General features: G+C 70.8%; 19 protein-coding genes and 1 pseudogene. 11 read left to right on the top strand and 9 right to left on the bottom strand.

Annotated elements, in window-relative coordinates:
- Window positions 1–58 precede the first annotated feature (58 nt).
- From ACFYX3_RS10860 to ACFYX3_RS10850, 3 genes are all read left to right on the top strand, one after another.
- A complete protein-coding gene (locus ACFYX3_RS10860; protein WP_389010885.1) occupies window positions 59–643 on the top strand; it encodes a rhodanese-like domain-containing protein in 585 nt (194 codons plus the stop codon).
- Window positions 640–1,518: a sulfite exporter TauE/SafE family protein gene (locus tag ACFYX3_RS10855; protein WP_389010882.1), complete on the top strand. Its 879-nt coding sequence runs from the start codon at window positions 640–642 to the stop codon at window positions 1,516–1,518. Before ACFYX3_RS10860 ends, ACFYX3_RS10855 begins: the two co-directional genes overlap by 4 nt.
- A 69-nt stretch (window positions 1,519–1,587) precedes the next feature.
- Complete coding sequence (locus tag ACFYX3_RS10850) at window positions 1,588–1,830, top strand: metal-sensitive transcriptional regulator (RefSeq protein ID WP_220378607.1); 243 nt, start codon at window positions 1,588–1,590, stop codon at window positions 1,828–1,830.
- 69 nt (window positions 1,831–1,899) lie between these two features.
- Here ACFYX3_RS10850 and ACFYX3_RS10845 read toward each other — a convergent pair whose 3' ends face one another.
- Window positions 1,900–2,331, bottom strand: a complete 432-nt coding sequence (locus ACFYX3_RS10845) for a hypothetical protein (RefSeq protein WP_389010879.1) — start codon at window positions 2,329–2,331, stop codon at window positions 1,900–1,902.
- A gap of 121 nt (window positions 2,332–2,452) precedes the next feature.
- Between ACFYX3_RS10845 and ACFYX3_RS10840 the strand changes: the two genes are divergently transcribed.
- Window positions 2,453–3,220, top strand: coding sequence for a helix-turn-helix transcriptional regulator (locus ACFYX3_RS10840; RefSeq protein ID WP_389011515.1), 768 nt, complete (start codon window positions 2,453–2,455; stop codon window positions 3,218–3,220).
- Here ACFYX3_RS10840 and ACFYX3_RS10835 read toward each other — a convergent pair.
- The 3 genes and pseudogenes from ACFYX3_RS10835 to ACFYX3_RS10825 all read right to left on the bottom strand — a co-directional run.
- Window positions 3,210–3,899 (bottom strand): DUF4232 domain-containing protein, encoded by a 690-nt coding sequence (locus tag ACFYX3_RS10835; protein ID WP_382661380.1) that lies wholly within the window; start codon window positions 3,897–3,899, stop codon window positions 3,210–3,212. The genes ACFYX3_RS10840 and ACFYX3_RS10835 overlap by 11 nt on opposite strands.
- A gap of 558 nt (window positions 3,900–4,457) precedes the next feature.
- Window positions 4,458–4,823 carry a hypothetical protein gene (locus ACFYX3_RS10830; RefSeq protein ID WP_389010875.1) on the bottom strand — a complete coding sequence of 122 codons (366 nt, stop codon included), beginning with the start codon at window positions 4,821–4,823 and terminating at the stop codon, window positions 4,458–4,460.
- A gap of 31 nt (window positions 4,824–4,854) precedes the next feature.
- Window positions 4,855–5,007: pseudogene (locus ACFYX3_RS10825) on the bottom strand (cation transporter); the annotation flags it as partial.
- Here ACFYX3_RS10825 and ACFYX3_RS10820 point away from each other — a divergent pair.
- Window positions 4,951–5,232 carry a hypothetical protein gene (locus ACFYX3_RS10820; RefSeq protein WP_389010872.1) on the top strand — a complete coding sequence of 94 codons (282 nt, stop codon included), beginning with the start codon at window positions 4,951–4,953 and terminating at the stop codon, window positions 5,230–5,232. The pseudogene ACFYX3_RS10825 and the gene ACFYX3_RS10820 overlap by 57 nt on opposite strands.
- Here the strand turns inward: ACFYX3_RS10820 and ACFYX3_RS10815 are convergent.
- On the bottom strand, window positions 5,139–7,514 hold the full coding sequence (locus tag ACFYX3_RS10815; protein ID WP_389010869.1) for a helix-turn-helix domain-containing protein: 2,376 nt from the start codon (window positions 7,512–7,514) through the stop codon (window positions 5,139–5,141). The genes ACFYX3_RS10820 and ACFYX3_RS10815 overlap by 94 nt on opposite strands.
- 123 nt (window positions 7,515–7,637) lie before the next feature.
- On the opposite strand from ACFYX3_RS10815, the gene ACFYX3_RS10810 reads away from it, so the two are divergent.
- Both ACFYX3_RS10810 and ACFYX3_RS10805 read left to right on the top strand, forming a co-directional pair.
- Window positions 7,638–7,835 carry a hypothetical protein gene (locus tag ACFYX3_RS10810; protein ID WP_389010866.1) on the top strand — a complete coding sequence of 66 codons (198 nt, stop codon included), beginning with the start codon at window positions 7,638–7,640 and terminating at the stop codon, window positions 7,833–7,835.
- A gap of 490 nt (window positions 7,836–8,325) precedes the next feature.
- Window positions 8,326–8,577 (top strand): hypothetical protein, encoded by a 252-nt coding sequence (locus ACFYX3_RS10805; protein ID WP_389010863.1) that lies wholly within the window; start codon window positions 8,326–8,328, stop codon window positions 8,575–8,577.
- Between the two features lie 166 nt (window positions 8,578–8,743).
- Here the strand turns inward: ACFYX3_RS10805 and ACFYX3_RS10800 are convergent, their stop codons facing one another.
- The 3 genes from ACFYX3_RS10800 to ACFYX3_RS10790 all read right to left on the bottom strand — a co-directional run bounded on the left by ACFYX3_RS10800 (window position 8,744) and on the right by ACFYX3_RS10790 (window position 9,762).
- Complete coding sequence (locus ACFYX3_RS10800; RefSeq protein WP_389010860.1) at window positions 8,744–9,139, bottom strand: hypothetical protein; 396 nt, start codon at window positions 9,137–9,139, stop codon at window positions 8,744–8,746.
- A gap of 83 nt (window positions 9,140–9,222) precedes the next feature.
- On the bottom strand, window positions 9,223–9,609 hold the full coding sequence (locus ACFYX3_RS10795) for a hypothetical protein (RefSeq protein ID WP_389010857.1): 387 nt from the start codon (window positions 9,607–9,609) through the stop codon (window positions 9,223–9,225).
- Window positions 9,610–9,618: 9 nt separating this feature from the next.
- Window positions 9,619–9,762 (bottom strand): hypothetical protein, encoded by a 144-nt coding sequence (locus ACFYX3_RS10790; RefSeq protein WP_389010854.1) that lies wholly within the window; start codon window positions 9,760–9,762, stop codon window positions 9,619–9,621.
- Window positions 9,763–10,071: 309 nt separating this feature from the next.
- On the opposite strand from ACFYX3_RS10790, the gene ACFYX3_RS10785 reads away from it, so the two are divergent.
- Window positions 10,072–10,383, top strand: a complete 312-nt coding sequence (locus tag ACFYX3_RS10785; RefSeq protein ID WP_389010851.1) for a hypothetical protein — start codon at window positions 10,072–10,074, stop codon at window positions 10,381–10,383.
- Between the two features lie 61 nt (window positions 10,384–10,444).
- Here ACFYX3_RS10785 and ACFYX3_RS10780 read toward each other — a convergent pair whose 3' ends face one another.
- Window positions 10,445–11,242: an IS5 family transposase gene (locus ACFYX3_RS10780; protein WP_389010848.1), complete on the bottom strand. Its 798-nt coding sequence runs from the start codon at window positions 11,240–11,242 to the stop codon at window positions 10,445–10,447.
- Window positions 11,243–11,352: 110 nt separating this feature from the next.
- Between ACFYX3_RS10780 and ACFYX3_RS10775 the strand changes: the two genes are divergently transcribed.
- From ACFYX3_RS10775 to ACFYX3_RS10765, 3 genes are all read left to right on the top strand, one after another.
- Window positions 11,353–12,804 (top strand): hypothetical protein, encoded by a 1,452-nt coding sequence (locus tag ACFYX3_RS10775; protein ID WP_389010845.1) that lies wholly within the window; start codon window positions 11,353–11,355, stop codon window positions 12,802–12,804.
- 452 nt (window positions 12,805–13,256) lie between these two features.
- On the top strand, window positions 13,257–13,760 hold the full coding sequence (locus ACFYX3_RS10770; RefSeq protein ID WP_389010842.1) for a CU044_2847 family protein: 504 nt from the start codon (window positions 13,257–13,259) through the stop codon (window positions 13,758–13,760).
- A 16-nt stretch (window positions 13,761–13,776) separates the two neighbouring features.
- Window positions 13,777–15,942: a serine protease gene (locus tag ACFYX3_RS10765; RefSeq protein WP_389010839.1), complete on the top strand. Its 2,166-nt coding sequence runs from the start codon at window positions 13,777–13,779 to the stop codon at window positions 15,940–15,942.
- Window positions 15,943–16,033 lie beyond the last annotated feature (91 nt).

Raw genomic sequence — 16,033 nt, 5'->3', positions numbered from 1 at the left:
CCTCACACCCTCTTATATACCCCCCTGGGTATAACGGACCGACCCGAAGTGGAAGCCCATGAGCACCACCCCCGCACCCGCCACCTCCCTCACCCCCGCCGCACTGCACCGGCTCGTCCAGGACGGGAGCGCCCCGCGCCTGCTCGACGTGCGTACGCCGGGTGAGTTCCGTACGGCGCACATCCCCGGCTCGTACAACGTGCCCCTGGACACCCTGCGCGAGCACCGCGCCGAGCTCCTGAACCACCTCGACGAGGACGTCGTCCTGGTCTGTCGTTCCGGCCAGCGCGCCGGCCAGGCCGAGAAGGCCCTGGCCGAGGCCGGACTGCCGAACCTCCGCGTCCTGGAGGGCGGCATCGTCGCCTGGGAGGCGGCGGGCGCGCCCGTCAACCGCGGCCCCGAGCGGTGGGACATGGAGCGCCAGGTCCGGCTGGTGGCCGGCTCGATCGTCCTGGCCACCGGCCTGGTCGGAGTGTTCGTCCCGGGCGCCCACCTGATCGGCACCGCTGTCGGCGCGGGCCTGACCTACGCGGCCGTCAGCAACTCCTGCGCCATGGGCGTCCTGCTGTCCAAGCTGCCGTACAACCGCGGGCCGCGGACCGACATCCGCACGGTGATCACGGAGCTGCGGAGCGCTTCGTGACCGCCCTGGTCGTCGCGGCATCCCTGCTCGTCGGCCTCAGCCTCGGCGCCCTCGGGGGCGGCGGCTCGATCCTGACCGTGCCGATCCTGATCTACCTGGCCGGGCAGGACACCAAGGAGGCGATCGCGACCTCGCTGTTCGTGGTCGGCGTGACCAGCCTCGCCGCGCTGGTCCCGCACGCCCGGGCCCGCCGGGTCCGCTGGCGGACCGGCCTGCTCTTCGGCGGGTTCAGCATGGCCGGCGCGTACGGCGGCGGCAGGGTCGCCGAGTACGTCCCGGGTACGGCCCTGCTCGTCGCCTTCGCGCTGATGATGCTGGCGACGGCGGTCGCGATGCTCCGCAAGCCCCGGCGCGGCCGGGAGGCGGCGCCGCGGATCCACGCCGAGCTGCCCGTGCGGCAGATCGCGGCGGAGGGTCTCGCCGTCGGCGCGGTGACGGGCCTGGTCGGTTCGGGCGGCGGTTTCCTCGTCGTCCCGGCGCTCGCCCTGCTCGGCGGGCTGCCGATGGGCATGGCGGTCGGCACCTCGCTCCTCGTGATCGGGATGAACTCCTTCGCCGGGCTCGCCGGGCACCTCTCCGGCGTCGGGATCGACTGGGGTCTGGCGCTGACCGTGACCGCCGCGGCGGTGGTCGGCAGCCTCGTGGGCGGCCGCCTCGCCGGCCGCATACCGCAGGACGCACTGCGGACGGCGTTCGGCTGGTTCGTCGTGGTCATGGGCGTCTTCGTGCTCTCGCAGCAGATCGACACCGCCGTGTGGGCCCACCCGGCCACGTGGGCGGTCCTCGGGGCCGTACTGGTCGGCGCGGTCGCCTACCGGTGGTGGCGGACGGCCCGACCGACAGGGGGACACCGGGAACACCCGGCAAAGTCCTGATTCATACCCCATGGGGTATCCTGGCCGGAGGGGGTGAAGGAGGTTTCCGTGCAAGTGGACGACGAAGCGATGCGCCCCGTCCTGAACCGTCTGCGGCGCGCCCAGGGGCAGCTGGCCGCCGTGATCTCGATGGTCGAGTCGGGCCGCGACTGCAAGGACGTCGTGACCCAGCTGGCCGCCGTCTCCCGGGCCCTCGACCGGGCCGGTTTCAAGATCGTGGCGAGCGGGATGCGGCAGTGCCTCGACGACGACTCCGACACCCCGCCCATGACGCAGGAGGAGCTGGAGAAGCTCTTCCTCGCGCTCGCCTGACCCCGGCCACCCCCTCCGGGGCGGCGGTGCGAGCGGGTGATGCCGTGAGGCATCACCCGCTTTCCCGTGTCAGACCCGCTCGGCGTGGTGCTTCTGCGCGAGCCGGGCGAGCGCGACGGCACCGAGGAGCAGTCCGAAGTCGCGCAGCGCGATGTCGTAGTACCCCGGGACGGTCAGCAGGTTCACGATGATCCCGGCCAGCCAGCCGGCCACGAGCCAGCCGCCGAAGCGGGGGGCGAGGGCCACGGCGATCCCGGCCACGATCTCGATCACGCCGACCACGTACATGGCCGTCTGGGCGCTGCCGGGGACGATGTCATCGATCCACGGCGCGAGGTAGGCGGGCCAGTCCACGAGCAGGTTCGCGAACTTGTCGAGACCGAAGAGGATCGGCGCGACCGTGAATCCCGTACGGAGGATCACGAACGCCTGATAGCCGGGGTCGGAGAGCGCCGCTCGCCGGCGGACGGCCGAGCTGCTGCTGGTGGTGACGGAGGACATGGCCCCTCCTTCTATCGGCAAGGTTCATTTCCCATAGAAGACCTCCTTCTCTCTTTAGTCAATGGGAGTGGGTTTTACACTGGTGTCCGTGGACACCCCGAAGGACGTACGCGAGCCCGACGTGCGACAGTCCGACGTGCGACAGCCCGGCGTACGCGAGCCCGGCCCGCGCGACGCCGACGTCTCCGCCGTCGCGGCCCTCGACGAGCCGACCCGCCGGAGGCTGTACGACCACGTGGTGCGCGAGTCGGTCCCGGTGAGCCGGGACGAGGCCGCCGCCGCTCTCGGGCTCGCCCGCAAGACCGCCGCCTTCCACCTGGACCGGCTGGCGGACGAGTCCCTGCTCGACGTCGTCTACGAGCGCCGCAGCGGACGCTCGGGACCCGGTGCGGGACGGCCGGCGAAGCTCTACCGGCGCTCGGCGAAGCAGGTCACCGTCAATCTCCCGGACCGCCGCTACGAGCTGGCGGGGCGGCTCCTCGCCCAGGCGGTGGAGGAGTCCGACGCGACGGGCGAGCCCGTACGGAGGGTGCTGCACCGCAAGGCCGAGGAGCTCGGCACCCGGCTGGGCGAGCAGAACCAGACCGACGTCTTCGAACTCCTGGAGCGGTACGGCTACGAGCCGCACCGCGAGGACGGGGCCATCACCCTCGCCAACTGCCCCTTCCACGCGCTCGCACAGGACCACACCGAGACGGTCTGCGGCATGAACCTGCACCTGCTGCGCGGGGTGCTCACGGGCATCGCCGAGACCGGGTTCGAGGCGTGCCCGGCAGCCGGCCCCGGACGATGCTGCGTACGGCTGCGGCCGCCGGCGGAGGAAACGCCGCAGCCGGCAGCGGAGCAACCTCCGCGGCCGGCTGCGGAAAAACCCACGACTACAGGCTGAGCGCGTCCTCGGCGTTGTCCATCCACGCGGTGACGGAGCTGTCCGGGGAGACGTTGAAGCCAGGCGTCGAGGCCTTGAGCGGCACCTGCTTCAGGTCGGACTCGGTGTTCATGGTCATCGCGATCGAGGAGACCGTCTTGCTCGTGGTCCCCTTCAGGCCGCCCATGAGCCCCGCGTAGGCGGACTCGCCCGGGGCGAGCCGGATGGCGTCCTCGATGCCGGGGGCGGCGCCGCGCTCCTTCGCCTGCCCGTCCAGGTCGCCGAAGGTCACGATCGGGTGGCCGAGCACCCGGCACGGCTTGCCGGACTTGTTGGTGATCTTCAGCAGGTAGCTGCTGGTCGTGGACTCCGCCAGACTCGCCGTGAACGTCACGTCGTACGTGCTGCACGGGAAGACGTCGTAGTCGGGATCGGTCGACGGCGAGCCCGGCTTGGCGGGCGTCGACGGCTTGACCGGCTTCGACGGCGTGGCGGGCCCCGACGGCTCCGCCGACCCGGCGGGCTTCGTGGGCTTCGTGGGCGTCGGCTTCACCGGCGTGGACGGGGCGGTGGAAGCGGGGGGCGTCGCGCTGGGCGCACCGCTGCCGCCCGCGGCTCCGTCCTCGGAAGGCCCACAGGCGGTCAGGGCCAGCGCGGACACGGCGACCAGGACGGCGGCGGCTCTGCGAACGGAACTCATGGTGGTACTCCCCCCGATGGCAGCGCACGTGCTGCGCTGTGGTGAACACCAGGATCACGCGCCCGCTTCACGGTTCTGTGACGGAGCCTTTCCGAATTCACCACGGTTCGCCCCGGGGGCCCCACACCCGGTCCGGGAAAAACAGTTCGATCAGCGGTGCCTCCTCCTAGGGGCGGAGACGTGGCAACGAAACTCAAATGTCTCACTGATCCGGAGAAGAGGTCAGAGAGGGCGAGGGGCGACTGTGCGGGCCGGGTGTCGGGGACCGAGGAAGGCGGCGTGGCCGGCTCGCCCGGGTGCGGGATGGGTGGCCTGGGTCCAGCCCTGCCGCTCGTTGAAGGCGACGGCGGTAATTGCGGCGACCGAGGTCAGCAGCGGCCGTCGGCCCGGTCGGCGGTGGCCGCGTCCAGCAAACGGAATTCCCCACCCCTGCGGCCACGATTCCCCAGAGGGAAGGCGGTCGTGGACGTGCGCCGGAGGTGCCCGGCGTCGCTGCCGGGCGCAAGGATCGCCCCGGACTGCGGCAGAGGGGAGATCTCACACCGTCGTTGGCGTGGCTCACAGGGCGCCGAGCAACGCGGCCAGGTAGCGATGCGCGGTGTCGATCCGGTCTGCGGGAGCGCTGCCGTGCACGTCTACGGCGTAGGCGATGCCGCACATGAGCGGGACCAGATCGGCTGCGGCCAGGTCGGGACGGACCGCCCCGGCCGCGCGGGCCCGGTCGAGGAGTGTGGTGCCTGTCGACCACAGGGACTCCTTGAGTTCCGTGGTGCGCGGCAGGGCGTCGACGGAAGCGGCGGCGACCGGCGCCAGAGAGGCGTCGGTGACCTGCGCCTCGACGGTGCGGGTCAGGAAGCTCTCCAGCGCCCGCCAGGCGTCGGTGTCGGCCAGCGCCTGCCTGCCGTGGGCGGTCAGGGCCTCCAAGGGGACAGGCTCCGGCCGAGGTGAATGCAGGGACCAGGACAAGTAGCAGCACGGCTGACAGGTACGTGCATGGAAGGGGCTGATTGGGGTCCGCAACGGCGGAGGCGAAGCCGAGTTCCCGCACGGCGTGGCGCTGGGCGGCGGACAGGAACGGCATGATCGCCAGCCACAGGGCGTCGAATACGACGTCAGGGATCGCACCGCGCAGCTTGTCGTGACCGTTGCTGTCATCCTCCTCACCGCCGCCTTCGTCTTCGTCGTCGCGTTGTTGGCCGGCACCGCCGCGGGCAAGCTCGCCCGCATGGACGGCGCCACCTACCCCACCGCCCTCACCCGCGCAGCCACCAGCTTCGCCGCGGTCATCACCCTCGCCACCGTCATCGCCACGGCCCTTAGGGCCCTGCTCTGAGCCGCCTGCTGTCGGTTGGGACAGGCTGGCACCGAGACTGGCCATGGAGGTGTCGGCGTACCGTCAGGGTTCAGGCCGTATGGCCAGAGCCTGTTGAGCGCATTGGGGAGCTGGGCGAGGCAGACCAGGTCGTTAGTGACGCCGTACTCGGCGGCCTGACGGGCCAAGGCCTCGGCGACTTCCCGGTTCATGGCCGCCCCCCGCATCACAAGGAGGCGGACCAGGGTGTGGGTGCTGCCATGGTCGACGGCCTGGCGCGCCAGAGCCCCGGCGCTGTCCCAGTCCCCGGCCGCTCCCCGCATCACAGCCAGGCAGAAGAGGGCGCTGGTGCTGCCGTGGTAGGCGGCTTGGCGGGCCAAGGCCTCGGCGCCATCCCAGTCCCCGGATGCCCCCTTCATCACCACCCACTCATCCAGGTAGTGGGTGTCTTCATCGGCGGCAACGTACGCCAATTCGGCATCGCCCCACTCCCCGAACACCTCGTGCATATACGCCGCGTGGAGAAAGGCTTTGGCGCTACCGCGGTCGGCGGCCAAGCGGAGAAGGCTCAGTGCACTGTCCCAGTCGCCGGTCGCCTCCCGCATCCCGGCCAGGCGGACCAGGGCATCGGTGTAGCCGCGGTCAGCGGCCTGCCGGGCCCAAGCCATGGCGCCGTCCCGGCCCCCGGCCGTCTCCCGCATGTCGGCAAGGTGGATCAGGGCATCGGCGTCGCCGCGGTCGGCGGCCCGCCGCAGTTGGCTCACGGCGCCGTCCCGATCCCCGGCCTCTTCCCGCTCCACCGCCAAGCGGTACAGGGCATTAGTGCTGCCGCGGTCCGCGGAGCGGTGGCGGAGATGGTGGGCCCATTGCAGACGGTACCTGTCCTCGGCGGCTTGGGTGAGGTTGTGCAGGTCGTCAGGGTAGGTGAGGTGGGCGTGGGCGGCGTGCCAGAAGGAGTCGGGTGGGCACAGGGGCCGGCGAGTGGTGCGACCGTGTTGTTCGAGGTAATCGGCAAGCCGGAACACCGGTTCTGCAAACGGCAGTTTGGCGGTGTTGACGACAGTGGAAGGGATAGGAGGGCGTAGTGAGGGCCGTGGGGTGGTGCGGCGTAGGAGGGCCTGCTTGCCGTGCACCGGTTCGGCGAGTTCGGCATAGGCTGCTTCCGCCCAGTCGTCGGTGAGCTGGTCGTAGTCACTCTGGCTGAGGTAGTCGGAGGCAGCGTCGGTCAGAAAGACCTGCGGAAGGTGAAGACCGACACCGAGGCGGCGGGCGTCTATCGCCGCGTCCAGCAGCGCTCTGGCGCCCGGGGTGGCCTGCTCGTAGCGGCGCAGGAGCTCGGGGGCTCCGGCCAGGTCCTGGGTGACCTTTCCGCCGTATTGGGTGCGGGTGAGGGCGTCGGCCAGAAGTTGGTCGCCTTGTGCGGCGAAGGCGGCGGCCTTGGCCATGTCATGAGCATCGAAGGCATCCGGGACGGTCTGGGTGCGGCCGGCCAGCAGTTCCCGCACCCGGCTGTGCGGATCCTCCTCGCCCAGTTTGGGCAGGGCGGTGTACCGGTGGGCGTACTCGGGCCACAGCGTGCCCAGCACCAAGACCGGCCCGCGCTTGTCGTTGACCAGCAATTGGTGCACGGCCGCCGCAATCCGTTCACCGGCCACCCGGTCGCCGAAGTAGTGCTGCGCCTCGTTCAGCCACACCACTGTCCGCGGCCCGATCTGGCCCAGCTGCGTCAGCGCGGCCTCCGCGCGGGTCGGGTGAAAGGGGTGCCACAACCGCCACCCCTGCTGCGCGAGCGGCTGGACGGCCTCCCAGCACGCCCGGGTCTTCCCCGTCGAGGAGGTGCCCACGAGCACCACCATCCGGCTGCGGCCAGCCGCCGCATCGCGTACAGCATCGGCCAGCACCCGGTCGTGCGCGCGCGGCACGTAGCCGGGCAGCGGCCGGGCCCCGGGGGCGGCAGCCTCACTGGGCCCGGCGGGGTGGACTTCCAGCTCATGCGGCGCCCACCGACCGATCGGCCTACCCGGCCCCACCCGATCTGCTTCGGCGGTGCCCCGCTCTTCCGCTGTCCGCCGCAACGCCAGCAGCTCGTCCACCGGCAGCTTCAACCCGTCGGCCAGCGCTGCAACTGTCGCCTCCGACGGCACCGGCCCGTTGGCCGAGAGCGCCTGCGACACAGTCGTCCGCGCAAGGTCCACGCTGCGGGCAAGCTGCGTCTGGTTCAGCCGGGCCCGGGCCAGCCCATCCTTGAGCCGCGCACGCAGCTCGGCAAGGGCCGGGTTGTGACCGTTCTCCTCATTGTGCACGCGCTTCCCCCCGAGACCAGTGACGTGTTCGCCACTGTTCATCCTTGTCCACGCGAACCACGGCGAACACCGATTCGGCAACCGTCGACCACGTCAACACCCCACTAGCACAGGGAGCTTGTCGTGACCGTCGCTGTCATCCTCCTCACCGCCGCCTTCGTCTTCGTCGTCGCGTTGTTGGCCGGCACCGCCGCGGGCAAGCTCGCCCGCATGGACGGCGCCACCTATCCCACCGCCCTCACCCGCGCAGCCACCACCTTCGCCACCGTCATCACCCTCGCCACCGTCATCGCCACCGCCCTCTCCGACCTGCTCGGCTGAACCAGGGCCCGTACACAACCACAGCTGTGACCGTGCACGGTAGGTGGCCCGGCAGGACAACTGCGATGCTCAGCCAGAACGCCCCCACCTGGCGCCTCCCGGCGAAGAACAACGCCGCGTCAGCCGTCACCGAGACGACGCCCATCCCGCTGCCCGTCGTATGGCGGCCTCGGGACCAACGGAACAGTGAGCTCTTTCAACCCGGCCACCGATCGGATGACATGGGTGGCTGACACAGAGTTCCGAGGACGCCCGAAGGCCGTGGTCCTGGTCGCGTCAGCTTGAGCAGCACCATCACCCTTCCGAGGTCCAGCTGAAGAAGCTCAGTGGCTGAAGTCGTCCAGCACCCAGCAGCGTGATCGCAATGCCTCAGGGAGCCACGACCAAGCCTGAGACCCTCGTGGCCAAAGGGCCGTGGTGCAACTCCTCGGGGTTACGGGACCCTTAGTCTCTGCGAAAGGGCGCACCTGGCGCCGCAGAGGAGGGGACCATGGCTGACGGCACGCCGCGGGTACTACGCGTCTCGTTCGAATTCCACGTCGACCGCGAGCTCAAGAAGAACATTCAGTGGGGCCGCATCGAGCGGGCCCTCGAAGCGATCACACAGCGAGTCATCGGCATGGCCGAGACGGTCTTCCCATGGGCCTGGAAGGTGACAGTCCGCAAGCAGTGGGTCTACAACTGGGCCGACGACACGGAGAGCCACATCCTTCCGTCGACGAGCGACAACACGCCTACGTGACTCAGACGGGGGGGATCCGGGGCCCGCACCTCGGGGCCACCCCGATACCACTCGAACGGCGGCCACGACTCCGCGAGGTCTACGGCAGGCCAGCGCGCACCCTGTCAGTCGCCCGGTGCAACAAATGCTGGGCACTGGGAGCGAAGTTGACGTGCCCGCGACCTGATCAAGCAGTCGCCTTGCGGCACTCCTGCTCAACCGTCCGAATGAGACTTTCCCCGTTCAACCGTTCGATCGCAGCGCGGGCAGCGTCTCGCTCTTCCTGGGGCAGTGTCTCGTCGCTCGCGATGGCCGCCTGCTTGAGGAACTCCTGACTGTCCGTCATGGCGTTGGACAACCGGTCCCACCGGCTGTCCTTCCGGGCAGCCAATGCGGCCTCGTCAGCAACTGAGTCATCGGCGCCCAGCTTCCGGTATTCGTCCACTGTCGTCTCACGCTCAGAGCCGTCGCTGGACTCGCGACCGTAACCGTAGTCCGCACACGCCTTGGCTGCATGCGCCCGCGCTTCCTCCTGCGAGGACGCGCAGGAGACCACCAGGCTCCCCGCCACCAACGCCAGCATGGCCAACCGTCTCATGAACACCCCACCCGCTCGCTGGTACCTCCCGCGCCATGACGGGGTAACTGTAGTGGTGAGGCGTCCTGCTAGACCGACCACTCCAGGGCAACACTCAGCCCCCAAGGGAAGGCGACGCTGACGGTCAGCCCCGAGGCTCCGAGGCGCGTCACAACATCCATCAACCGCGCTCGCAGCATGGCCGCGATCCGTTGGAGAACGAGAGCAACGATCCGCACCCACCCGGCATACCTCATGGGTGACTGCGGCGCGTACGTCCGTGCAACCACGTACGACGTTAGTGCGGCCCAGCCCTCTGCGGCGGCCAGCGCCTCGCTCGGCTCTTCGTAGGGTGACGCGGGTGGCTGCTTCTCCAGCTCAGCAGCCACCCACTGCAAGCTGTTGGCGCAGTCGTCCTCAGTCTCGTACGGCTGAGACTGGAGATCCTCGCGGAGCAGATCGCTGGGGTAGTCCATGGTGCGCCCTTACCTTTCCTGGCCTGAATCGGGCGGCTCCGGGGTCCACACCTCGGGGCCGCCGCCGCGCCACTTGAGCGGCGGCCGCGTCTCGGTGTCGAGCCAGCCGGCGCGACGGAGGAACTCCACGACGTCCGTCAGGCTGTGGGCCATTCCGGAGATCTCTCCGTCGACCCTGACTCGCCGTCCGCCCTAGCCATCAAGCGGGTACACAACGACGTGCGGCTGCTCCTCGGTCACGCGATCCACCCTGGATCCGGACGGTCCGGACTGCATCCGGACTGGGCCGGACAGCGGAATCCCTGATGAGCGCCCGCCTCCCATCCCCCGAGAGGCGGGCGCTCACCGCGCCCGGACAGCCAACGGCAGATCTGGAAGGGGGACGGTACCTCAGACAAACGCCGTCCCTTGTCGTACGCTCGGCACAAGGCGCGGGGCCGTAAATCTCCTCTTGGAGGAAGCATGTCCTATCGCGCCTCTTCGGCAGCGCCATTCATCAGCCGCAAACTCGACGAGCCGTACGAGAAGCTCCTCGGCGGCGAGGCCGCCCACCGCTGCCTCGCCACCAGCTACGCCGACGCCTTGTACCCGCTGGAGACGCGGTTCTCCTGGGATGACCTTTACAGCGCGTTGGACGTCCTGCCGCTCACGCTCAAGGCCGAGAACGTCCTGATGTTGATCGAGCACATCACAGGGTCGGCGCCGCGCCTGGTCGAAGCCGGGCAGCTGGCCAGGCGGATCACCAATCTGACAGGACAGCTCGGCCTGCACTGATCGAGCCTGCTATCGAAGGCGACGGCCCCCGCTAAGGGCTTGTAGATCTTTAGACGTCGTTTCATTTGGTGAGCCGGCGGTGGCAGATGAGGGCTGCGGCTATGCGCACGAACGCGAGGAAATGTTCGGCCTTGCGTTCGTATCGGCGGTGAAGTCGGCGGCAGCCGGCGAGCCAGGACACGGTCCGTTCGACGACCCAGCGGTGACGGCCGAGCCGTTGTGAGGACTCGATGCCACGGCGGGCGATGCGGTGGCGGATGCCGCGTTTGCGGAGCCAGCGGCGCAGGTGGTCGTAGTCGTAGCCTTTGTCGGCGTGGAGCTTGCCGGGGCGCCGTCGGCGAGGTCCACGCCGGGATCGGATCGGCGGGATGCCCCGCACGAGCGGTTCCAGACCGAGGCTGTCGTGCATGTTCGCGCCCGAGATGCCGAGCGAGAGCGGCAGTCCGTTCCGGTCGGTGATCAAGTGGATTTTCGATCCGGGCTTGCCACGGTCGGTCGGATTCGGTCCCGTCAGAGGCCCCCCCTTTGCGGCCCGCATGCTGACGGAGTCGATCGCGCATCGCGACCAGTCCAGTTCCCCACGGGCTCCGAGTTCGTCGAGGATGACGCGGTGGAGCCGGGCCCGGCTCCACTGGGCGAAACGTCGATAGACCGTCTGCCAACTCGGGCCGAACACCGGCGGGAGCTGCCGCCAGGTGCAACCCGAGGTCGCCACGAAGATGACCGCGGCCAAGGCTTCGCGGTCACCCGCACGACGCCGGCCGCCGCCCTGCGGCCGTATGACCTCCGTCGGCGGTACCACCCGCCGGAACAGCACCCACAACTCGTCCGGCACCAGCCGCTCAACCAGATCCGTCATGCACCGTTCAACGAACGATCACGCCAGAAGAAGCGACCTCTAAGCGCCCCATCCCCACCCAAGCCGTTCCATCTGCCCCCCGCGCACCAGCGTTGGTACAGTCCGCGATCATGGCGAGAAACACCTGGCTGACCAGGATTTCGGGCGGGGGAGCGCTGCTGTTCGCAGTGCTGGCGATCTGGACACTGTTCCTGCGGGCGGGCATGTCCGTGTACCGGCCGGACGTGGCCGTACTCGGCGCACTGTCCCTGCTCCTGGGCGCCGTATGGGCGTGGTCGGGCTCCCGCCCCCTCCACCCCGCGGCCCCCCGGCAGACCGATCCCACCCCACCGCCCACCCGCCTGCCCTTCGCATCCCTGTGGCCCCGCCGCATCACACCCTGGCTGCTGGGCGTGGCCGTGATCCTGCCCGCCCTGCCCGTGGCGGCGGAGCTGGCGCTCCGGGCGGACGGCGACGACCTCAGGCGCATCGCCGCGATACAGAAGGCCGGCGCCGAAACCGCCGAGGGCACGATCGTCGCCACTCACCGGCTGACGAGGGACGACCCGAAAGTCGACATGTTCAGCGGTGACGTGACGGTCGAAGTCCCCGTCCTCGCCCCGGACGGCCACCGGATCACCGGGCGGGTCGAGGTGCGCAACGGCCACTACCCGATGCAGGGAGGGAGCAGGCGCAGCAAACCCAGACCCACGATCGTCCTGTACGCCCCCTCGGCACCCGAACTCGGCGGCGTGATCGACTACACCGGCCAGCTCGGCCGGTACGCGAAGACGGACTCCCCGTTCGCGTTCTCCCTGCCGCCTTACGGCACGGTGGCCGCCTTCATTCCCGGCGGCCTCCTGCTCTTCATCTGGGGGCTGCGCGTGACCTGGCACGCCCCGAAGGCCGACGCTGCCGCCCGTTCCCTCCGCGAGGACGCGGCCGGCGGATCGGCCCTGCCCGCCGTCCGTGCACGGATCACCTCGGCCCGGCGCGGCGACCACGTGTCGCTCGGAGACGTCGACGGCACCGTCCGCGTGACCTCGGACCACAAGCTGCGCTTCGCACTGGAGGACGGCTCCGAGGTACTGGCCGCCAACCGCGGCGGCCCGCCCCACGGGCTCGCCCTGCTCGCGGCCACCATGGGCGAACGGCCGGGTTGGCTGTGCGGCGCCCGTAACTGGCGCCTGATCAGGAACAATCAGCCGGTCGTCTTCGTCACTGACGAAGGCGAGGTGGCGTGGCTGGAGCTGGACCGCGCCGACTTCGAGCGAGTCCTCGCCCCCGCGCCCCCCGTACAGCCCGACCCGAACCGCAGTACCGTCCTCGCTCCCACCCCCACCACCGTGCTGCCGGGCGCCCACTGGCCCTGGCTCGGCGGCCTGCTGCTGTCCTATGCCCTCGCCACCTACGTCCTGATGGTCCCGATGTCCTGGGGCGCCGCACTGTCCACGACCGCAGCCGCCGCAACCACCGCCGTCGCCGCCTTCGTCTTCCTGGCCCGCCGCCGAGCGGCCCTCACGGACCGCCTGGGCCACTGGGAAGTCCACGAAACCCGCGACCCGGAACTGGGCCCGGCCTAGTACTGCAACTGCGGTTGTGGTGACGAGGTCGCAGCTTCATGGGCTGTGGCCTCGTTGCTTGTAATGGCTCTGGCGGGCCTGATGTTGTTGGCACCCCCTCACCAAATGAAACGACGTCCGAGTAGGTTGCACAGGCCCACTCTCGTGGCACCGACCCGGTCAATCCAGCGTTCCTCGGTCCGCAGAACACGAGACGGAACAGCGGACAGCCTCTGACCTGCGGAGATGATCCTCCGGCATTCTCTGAGCATCGACAGGCAGAGCCGCCGTACGGACACCCGAGCACGCCCCGGTCAGTCCCACCGCACGGTGGCCACCGAGCCCGCCAATCGGACTCCGGTCCAGCGGCGAACCACCCACGGGGACATCCTGACACCCGGGTTCCGCAGGTCGTCGGAGATGATCGGCGAACATTGGGGCGGAACAGCGTGTGACGTGCGAGACTCTGCCCCATGGGGGACGTGAGACTCACTTTTGACGACGGTTCCGTCGTACGCCTGCACCTCGCTTCCGAGGGCGGCGCGACGGAGGTGCCCACCGGTGTGGGAGCAGGGCCGGAGGACGACCTCGACCTGCCCGCGGGGTTCGGGTCGGCTCGGCCGGTCAGCGCCGACGGCCGCGCCGCGCAGGCCCTGACCCGGGGCGGCGAGGCGCTCACCCAGGCGCTGCGCCCGCTGGGCGGCGTACTCGGCGGGATCCACCGCAGCTTCTCGCAGTTCGCCCAGCGGCCGGACGAGGTCACCGTCGAGTTCGGCGTCACGCTCGGCAGCGATCTGAGCCTCGGTGTCTTCTCGGGGAGCGGCGAGGCGAGCTTCACCGTGTCCGCCACCTGGAACCTGGTGGACCGCGCCGGAGCCGCCGGCGCGGGCGGCTCCGACCAGCCCGCCACCACCCCCGTAACCGGCTCCGACCAGCCCGCCGCCCTCCACGTGCCCGGCCCGGTGAACGGCTCCTGACATCGTGCGGCCTCAGGTGAATCCCGCCCTGGCCGACGAGCCGCTGAACCGGGCGTTCGTGTCGGTGCGGGGTCGGTCCGGGCCGGTCGGGGCCGCCGTACTGATCACCCCACGGCTGGTGCTGACCTGCGCGCACGTCGTCAACAGCGCGCGGGGACGCGATCGGTTCGACCCGTCCCTGCCCTCGCGCGCCGAGGAGTTCACGCTCCGGATGCCCCATCTCGACCGGGAGCGCGTCCTGGTCGGCCGGGTCATCCCGGAGATGTGGCGGCCGCCGCGCTCCCGCCCCGAGCAGGACCGTCCCCTGCCGCCGGCCGCCGGCTCGCTGCCGTACTACGGCGACCTGGCGGTGCTCGAACTCGACACCGAGGCCCCCTCGGGCGCCGAGCCCGCCCCCTTCCTCCCGCACCGGGAGGGCAACGAGGTTGTGGCCCAGTGGGCCAGCGGCCACACCCTGCCCACGCTGCGCGCCATGCCCCGCGCCGCCGGTCATCCATGGCTCGCCCTCGACGTGCTCGGCGGGTCGGTGGCGGACGGGTTCAGCGGCGGACCGCTCTGGGACCGGGACCGCCAGGCCGTCGTCGGCCTCGTCGTCGCCGCCCACGAGGCCGCCGGCCGCCCCGCGCAGGCGGCGGGCGCTCACGGTCCGCCCGCCGCCATGTACGCGATCGGCCTGTCTTCCATCGAGTCCGAACTGCCGGACCTGCCGCCCGTGGCGGTCCCAGCGGCGGGCCGCGGCCGCCAGCAACTCCTCGCGTTCCTGGAGCAGTTGCTCACCACCCGGCAAGAGGTCCGGGACTGCGAGGAACGACTCGCCGCGCGGCTCGGGAGGCGCACGGCCGGGGCAGCCGCGGACGTTGAGCGGCTCGCGGGCCTGGCCATGGGCGTGCGCCGGGGCGTGCCCGAGCTCCTCGACCTCGTCTACGAGATCCTCGCCGAGCGCCGTCCGGGCGGACCCGCGGAGACGGATGACTGGCAACAGCTCCTGCGGATCGCCCGCGTCGTCAGCCCGCGCGAACGGCTCTCCGTGGGACGCCGGCGCAACCTCGCCGCCCTCCTCCCCCATTGCCGCGCCGTCGAGCCCGGATCGCTGCTGCGCACCGTACTGCCGTACGCCGAGGGCACCCTGGCGCCCGTCGACCTCGTGGACGCCACCGACATCCTGGAGGGGTACGACCCCCATCCCGGTCAGCCGATGCCCCCGCTGCTGCAGGGGCTCGTCCACATCGGCGTCCGCGAGCGGGCCGCCGGCGGAGAGCTTGCGGACGATCTGGACGCCTGGGTCCGCAGCGCGGCGCCCCGGCTGGGTGTGGCTCCGGCCGCCGTCGACCAGTTCCGGGCCGACGCCACCACCGCTCACGCCGCGGCGGCCGCCGCGGCCCGGCCCGCCGCCGTCGCGCCGCCCCGGGTCCAGGTCGAGCTCCTGCCCGCGCCGCCCGGTCACCTCTTCACGTTCCAGATCTGGGTGTGGAGCGGCGACGGCCGGCACGAGGTCGTGCTGACGCAGGACACCGAGGTCGCCAGCGACCGCGTGGTGGAGGCGATCCGGCAGGTCCTGCGTACCGAGGTGCGGGAGCATCCCGAGACCGCTCTCCTCGAGTTCTTCGTGTCGCCCGCCTGGCTCCGGCTCGACGTGGACACCTGGGAGTTCGCCGGTGACGCCGACGGCGGCGGCTTCTACCCCGGGATCGCCCGGCGCGTGGTGCTGCGCAGTTCGGAGCGGACACGGGAATCGTACGCTTCCTGGAAGCGCCGCAGCAGCGCGCTGCCGACCTCGCCCCGGCTGCTCCTCGACGAGCGCTGCACGGACCCGGCCGTTGCCCGTGCCCGGCTCGAAGTCAGCCCGGAGGCCGGGATCGTCGTCGTCAGCTGCGACCGGAAGCAGCAGGGGCGTGTCCTGCGCCAGTGCATCGAGGCCGGCGTGCACACGGTGCTCTGGCACCGCGAGGACCACGGCGGGCACATCTCCACGGACCTGCTGGCCTTGGTCGAGGGCATCGACCACAACCAGATCCCCGAGGTCGTACGGCTGGAGCGGGCCAAGGCCATGGCCGACCCGGACTGTCCGGCCCATCATGGCCGCCGGCTCTCGCTGCTGCACGACGGCCCCGACCACAGACCCCCGCCGCTGGCGCCCGATCCCTGGACGCTCACCCAGCCGTACCAGGCCTCCCCGCCGTGACCCGCCCCGCCAGCACCTGGCCGTCCCGGACCACCCCGCCGTGGCCAACCCCACCGTGAGCCCACCCCGCGCCCCCACCACCGTCCAGAGC

It is taken from the genome of Streptomyces sp. NPDC002463, from assembly GCF_042889835.1.
GTDB lineage: Bacteria > Actinomycetota > Actinomycetes > Streptomycetales > Streptomycetaceae > Streptomyces > Streptomyces nymphaeiformis.
This window is presented reverse-complemented; position numbering and strand designations above follow the sequence as displayed.